General features: G+C 66.1%; 6 protein-coding genes. 5 read left to right on the top strand and 1 reads right to left on the bottom strand.

The window, feature by feature from the left end; translation table 11 throughout:
• Positions 1-16: 16 nt before the first annotated feature.
• Positions 17-832, bottom strand: coding sequence for an ABC transporter ATP-binding protein (locus EN780_RS01175; protein WP_128271689.1), 816 nt, complete (start codon positions 830-832; stop codon positions 17-19).
• A 211-nt stretch (positions 833-1043) separates the two neighbouring features.
• Between EN780_RS01175 and EN780_RS01180 the strand changes: the two genes are divergently transcribed.
• The 5 genes from EN780_RS01180 (at position 1044) to EN780_RS01200 (ending at position 5900) form a co-directional block, all read left to right on the top strand.
• The gene (locus EN780_RS01180; protein ID WP_128271691.1) at positions 1044-1916 is read left to right on the top strand and encodes a dimethylarginine dimethylaminohydrolase family protein; all 873 of its coding nucleotides are present in this window, start codon (positions 1044-1046) and stop codon (positions 1914-1916) included.
• On the top strand, positions 1913-2557 hold the full coding sequence (locus tag EN780_RS01185; RefSeq protein ID WP_189556330.1) for a TetR family transcriptional regulator C-terminal domain-containing protein: 645 nt from the start codon (positions 1913-1915) through the stop codon (positions 2555-2557). Before EN780_RS01180 ends, EN780_RS01185 begins: the two co-directional genes overlap by 4 nt.
• Positions 2554-4134, top strand: coding sequence for a 5-guanidino-2-oxopentanoate decarboxylase (locus tag EN780_RS01190; protein ID WP_128271695.1), 1581 nt, complete (start codon positions 2554-2556; stop codon positions 4132-4134). The genes EN780_RS01185 and EN780_RS01190 overlap by 4 nt, the downstream gene beginning before the upstream one ends.
• A gap of 8 nt (positions 4135-4142) precedes the next feature.
• Positions 4143-5087 carry a capsular polysaccharide synthesis protein gene (locus EN780_RS01195; protein ID WP_245499840.1) on the top strand — a complete coding sequence of 315 codons (945 nt, stop codon included), beginning with the start codon at positions 4143-4145 and terminating at the stop codon, positions 5085-5087.
• A 105-nt stretch (positions 5088-5192) separates the two neighbouring features.
• Entirely contained in the window at positions 5193-5900 is a 708-nt protein-coding gene (locus tag EN780_RS01200) for an SDR family NAD(P)-dependent oxidoreductase (RefSeq protein WP_128271697.1), read from the top strand.
• Positions 5901-6060: the final 160 nt, after the last annotated feature.

The following is a 6060-nucleotide window of genomic DNA, read 5'->3' on the forward strand; positions in this document are numbered from 1 at the left end:
CCGCCTCACGCCAGCACTAGCCGACGTTGCGGAGGAATTGCTTGAGCCTTTCGGATTTTGGCGCGCCGAACAGCTGTTCTGGCGGTCCTTCCTCCTCGACCAGCCCGTTGTAGAGATAGACGACATGCGTCGCGACCTCGCGGGCAAACTTCATTTCGTGGGTGACCAGCACCATGGTGCGGCCTTCGCGGGCCAGGTCGCCGATCACCTTCAGCACCTCGCCGACCAGTTCCGGGTCGAGCGCCGAGGTCGGCTCGTCGAACAGCATGACGCGCGGATTGATCGCCAGCGCCCGGGCGATCGCCGCGCGCTGCTGCTGGCCGCCCGACAGATAGGCAGGATAGACGTCGCGCTTCTCGGCCAGCCCGACGCGGGCGAGCAGCTTCTCGGCCTGGGCGATCGCCTCGTCGCGCTTGACGCCCAGCACATGCACCGGAACCTCGATGACGTTCTCGATCAGCGTCATGTGGCTCCACAGGTTGAAGTTCTGGAACACCATGCCCAGCCTGGAGCGGATGCGCTCGATCTGCTTGCGGTCGGCGGGAACAGTGTGGCCGTGGCTGTCGGCCTTCAGCTTGATCTCCTCGCCATTGACGCGGATGATGCCGCTGGTCGGGTTCTCCAGGCAGTTGATGCAGCGCAAGAGCGTTGACTTGCCCGAGCCCGAGCCGCCGATGATGGCGATCACCTCGCCGTCGCGCGCCGACAGCGACACGCCCTTCAGCACATGCAGCTGGCCGAATTTCTTATGCAGGTTTTCGACATGGATGGCTTCGGCGGCGCCGCTCTGCGCCTCGCCGGATCGCGCTGCGGCAGCTTCCACCGCGCTCACCAGGTGGCCTCTGCAGGGGCTACGGCAGGTCGTCGAACGTCCATCCGGCTAATCAACATACGCTGCACTGTCCCGCTCCAGACTTCAGCATGGACCCAACAGCGCGAGCCCGTCAATCCCGCTCATTACGGCACTTGCGGCCTTGTTGCGCAAGTGTATAAATAGCCTTTCATGAAATTTTCTCGGTTTTTTTCATCTTAGAAGGTCATCGATGAGCGCTTTCGGATCCCAGTCCATGGCGGCGCCGCTGCGGCGCGTGCTGATGCGGTCGGCGGCCAACGCCATGCGTGACGCCAACAGGGCTGCCTGGCACTATGGCGCGGGCTTCAACCCTGCGAAAGCGGCCTTGCAGCACGCGGTCCTTGCTAAACTTGTGGCGGCTTCCGGCGCCGAAATCGAATGGATAGAGGACAAGCCCGACGGCCTGTCGGATTCGGTGTTCACGCACGACCCGTCGCTGATGACCGACCGCGGCGCGCTGATCCTGTCCATGGGCAAGTCATTGCGCGCCAGCGAGCCCTCTTTGCATGAGGAAACCTACAGCAGACTGGGCATTCCGATCCTGGGCCGCGTCGAGGCCCCTGGCCAGGTCGAAGGCGGTGATTGCGTATGGGTGGACAGCCGCACGCTCGCGATCGGGCGCGGCGTGCGCTCCAACCAGGAAGGCATCCAGCAGGTTTCAAACCTGCTGACGCCGCTTGGCATTTCCGTCTACGGTTTTGATCTGCCGCTGTGGCAGGGCGAAGAGGCTTGCTTGCATCTGATGTCGGTGATCAGTCCGCTGGCCGACGACCTCGCACTGGTCTATTCACCGCTTTTGCCGGCCCCGTTCTATCAGATGCTGAAGGCGCGAGGCATCCGGCTGGTCGAAGGCGACGCCGAAGAGTTCGCCGCGTCGAACGGCCTCAGCTTGAACGTGCTGCCGACCAGCCCGCTCAAAGTCATTGCCGTTGCCGGCTTTCCCAAGACCAAGGCCGCGATGGAAGCCGCCGGCTGCACGGTTGAGATATTCGAGGCGGACGCGCTCTGCATCGCTTGCGAAGGCGGGCCGACATGCCTGACGCGGCCGATCCTGCGCCAATGAATGCGCCATCCCGCCGCAAGTTCCGTCGCGAAGGCGAGGACCGGCGGCGGCAGGATTTGATCGAAGCGACCCTGGACAGCGTGGCGGAATATGGCCTGCAGGGCGCCACCTTGCGCACCATCGCGTTGCGTGCCGGCGTCACTGCCGGGCTGATCCGGCATTATTTTCCCGGCAAGGAAGAATTGCTGCAGGCGGCATATGCAGCACTGGTCGGCCGCATGACCGAGCAGGCCAAAGCAGCATTGGCCATGGAAGGCGCCTCGCCGCGCCGGCGTCTTGCGGCTTTCGTCACCGCCAACCTCAGCACGCCGATCATCGACGCGCGGGTGTTTTCGCTCTGGGCAACCTTCATCGGCCGCGCCAATGCGGATCCGACCTTGGCCCATGCCCACCGCGAGGGCTATCTTGGTTTTCGCAACGAGGTGGAAGCGGTTGTGGCCGAAGTGCTCGCTGCAGAACAGCGCAAACCGGACGCAAGCCAGCTGCGCCACCATGCCATCGCGATCAACGCGCTCATCGACGGGCTCTGGATCGAAGGCTGCCTGGCGGGCGAGATGTTCGCGCCCGACGAATTGGCGGCGATTGGCATCAGGGCTGTCGAGGCCGAACTCGGCCTTGCGCCGGAAAGAGGAGAACAATGACCACCATCGGCGAAGCGCTCATCACACTGCTCGAGGCGCATGGCGTCGACACGGTCTTCGGCATTCCGGGGGTCCACACCGTCGAGCTCTATCGCGGCCTGGCGCGTTCGCGGATCCGCCATGTCACGCCGCGCCACGAGCAGGGCGCCGGCTTCATGGCCGACGGCTATGCCCGCGCCAGTGGCCGGCCGGGCGTCGCCTTCGTCATCACCGGTCCGGGGCTGACCAACACCATCACCGCCATGGGCCAGGCGCGCGCCGATTCGGTGCCGATGCTGGTGATCTCGGGCGTCAATGCCACCGACACGCTTGGCAAGGGCCTCGGCTTCCTGCACGAACTGCCCGACCAGCGCGGCATGATGGAGAAGGTGGCGCTGTTCTCGTACCGGATCACCGAAGCCGAGGAGCTTCCCGGCGTGCTGGAGCGCGCCTTCGCGCTGTTCTCGTCATCTCGTCCCGGTCCGGTCCATATCGAGATCCCGACCAACGTCATGGTCAAGCCCGGCAATGGCATCGTCGCCTCGCTCAGCAATGCGCCGCCGCCGTCGCCCGATGCGGCGGCGATCGAGCAGGCAGCAGGGCTCTGCAAGGCCGCAAGCCGTCCGCTGATCCTGGCCGGCGGCGGCGCCAAATGGGCCGAGGCGCCCTTGCGGCTGCTGGCCGAGAGGCTCGGCGCCCCGGTCGTCGAGACGACCAACGCACGCGGCCTGCTGCACGGCCACGCGCTGTGCGTGCCGGCGAGCCCCAGCCTCAAGCCGGTGCGCGCGCTGATGGCGGACGCCGATCTGGTCATTGCCGCCGGCACCGAGTTCGGCCCGACCGACTATGACGGCTATGGCGATGGCGGCTTTGTCCTGCCCGCCAATCTGATCCGCATCGACATCGGCGCCGACCAGATCGTGCGCCGCCCGGTGACGGTTGGGATTCAGGCCGACTGCGCCGAGGCTCTTCGTGCCCTGCTGGGCGAGCTCGGTACCGCTCATGTCGCCGCAAAGGACGGCGATGCCCGAGCGGCTGCCGTGCGAAAGGCCGCGCTCGCCGAACTGAGCCCGGCCCTGACCGGCCAGATGCACGCCGTGGAGACGATCCGCGACACCTTGCCCGGCGCGATCATCGTCGGCGACTCGACGCAGCCGATCTATGCCGCCAACCTCTATTACGACCATGACCGGCCGGGCGGCTGGTTCAACGCCGCGACCGGCTTCGGCGCGCTGGGCTACGGGCCGGGGGCGGCGATCGGCGCGGCGCTCGCCGTGCCCGAGGCCTCCATCGTCTGCTTGACCGGCGACGGCGGCTTCCAGTTCACCCTGCCGGAACTCGGCGCGGCGCTCGATGCCGATGCGCCTGTCATCTTCGTCGTCTGGAACAATCGCGGCTATCGCGAGATCGAGACCTCGATGCTCGACGTCGGCGTCGAGCCGGTCGGCGTGTCTCCCGCGCCGCCGGATTTCTGCAAGCTGGCCGAGGCCTATGGCATCGTCGCCGAGCGGCTTGCCGGCACGGAAGGCCTGGCGGATGCGCTAAGGCGCGCCCGCGCGGCAGGCAAGCCACGGGTCATCGAAGTCACGGTGGATTGAGCGCCGTGATGTCAGGCGATGGCCCGGCGGGCTCGTTCTTCAGCGAGGCAGTGCCGTTCCGCGACCCGCTCAGGCTTCCCTATCTTGCGCCGCTGCGCCTGGCAGCGTCTTCGCGCCTCTTGCCCTGGCCGCTGCGCAAGCGCGCCGCCAAGCTGTGCATGACCTGGTCCCGCAAGCGGCTGCATCGGGTGCGGCACATCGCCGTCGATCATTCGCGGTGGTGCTCCTCCGGCGCGCCCGGCGATCTTGGTCCGATCTGGCAATACTGGGCGCAAGGCGTCGAGGCGGCGCCGCTGGTGGTCAAGGCATGCCTGCGCTCGGTCGCCCGCCACAGGGGCGAGCGCCAGCTCGTCATCCTCGACGACAGGACCGTCGAGGACCATGTCGACCTGCCCGGCCATATCTGGGACAAGCGGCGGCGTGGGCTGATGAACAGCCAGCATTTTTCCAACTTCATCCGATTGGATCTGCTTGCCCGGCATGGCGGGACATGGCTCGATGCCACGATCCTGCTGCGGCAGCCTGTGCCGCCGGAGATCGAGCGCGAGGATTTCTACATCCTGCGCGAGACCGGTCGCCATCCCCGGCTCGTGGAGACCTGGTTCATTCACGCCCGCAAGGGGCACCCGTTGGTCGAGACCGTTCTTTGCGGCCTGGCCGACTACTGGAAGGCCCATGACGGGCTCCATGACTACTTCATGTTCCCCTACCATTTCGAGGCTGCGCTTCTCCTGCATCGGCGGCTTCGGCGTGAGTTCCTGGCCAGGCCGCAGGTCGGCGCCGTCCGGCCGCACGAGCTGCAATGGCTGCTCTTCGAGCCGCTCGACGAGGCGGCGCATCGCGCGGTCCATGATCGTTTCTGGCTGCACAAGCTGACGCACAAGGCCGAGCGTCCGCCGACCGAGAAACGCCTGCTCTGGGATGCGATCCTCGACGGTTGGCCGGCGAACTGAAACGGTGAATTAGCGTCAACGAAATTTCAGTTGAGTGACGGCGCGAAAGGCGCGAGGTTCGGCGCCGGCGTGGCGCAAGCGTGAAATGGACTGGAGCAGTCGAATATGACGGAAACACTGGACGGCAGGCATATCGTGGTGACCGGCGGCACGGGGGCGCTGGGTGGCGCGGTTGTCGGCAAGCTCCTGGAGCAGGGCGCGGTCTGCCATGTCCCCAACGCCCATGCCGCGGCGCCGCCGCACTTTCCGTTCGCCGCCCATGATCGCGTCAGGCTGGCGCACAATGTCGACCTGTCGGATTCGACCAAGGTCGAGGCGTTCTACAACCAGGTGGCGGACCTGTGGGGATCGATTCACCTCGCCGGCGGCTTTGCCATGGCGCCAGTGGAGAAGATCGAATCGGCCTCCTTCGCCGAGATGATGGACACCAACGCCCGCACCACCTTTCTCTGTTGCCGTGCCGCGATCCGCTCGATGCTGACTTCGGGCACGGCCGGGCGCATCGTCAACGTCACGGCGCGAGCCGGGCTCGATCCGCGGCGCGGTTCGGGCATGGTCGCCTATGCCGCCAGCAAGGCGGCGGTCGCGGCGATGACGGTGGCGATGGCCGAGGAGCTGAAGCACAAGGGCATACTGGTCAACGCGGTGGCGCCTTCGACGCTCGACACGCCGGCCAACCGTGCCGACATGCCGGACGCCGATTTCACCAAATGGGTGAGCCTCGAAGCCGCCGCCGAGGCGATCGCCTATCTCGCCTCGCCCACCAATATGGCCATGAGTGGCACGCTGGTGCCGCTCTACGGCAGGGCCTGATATCGGTCGAGCGGCCAAAAGAAAAACCCCGCCGGATCGCTCCGGCGGGGTTTTTGTTTGGCTTGGGCGAAGAGGCTCAAGCAATTCCGGACGGAAAACCGCTGCGCGGTTTTCCTGGAATGCTTTAGTTGCCCTGCTTCTTCAGCGCCGCGCCCAGGAT

The sequence above is a fragment of the Mesorhizobium sp. M4B.F.Ca.ET.089.01.1.1 genome (genome assembly GCF_004022605.1).
GTDB lineage: Bacteria > Pseudomonadota > Alphaproteobacteria > Rhizobiales > Rhizobiaceae > Mesorhizobium > Mesorhizobium abyssinicae.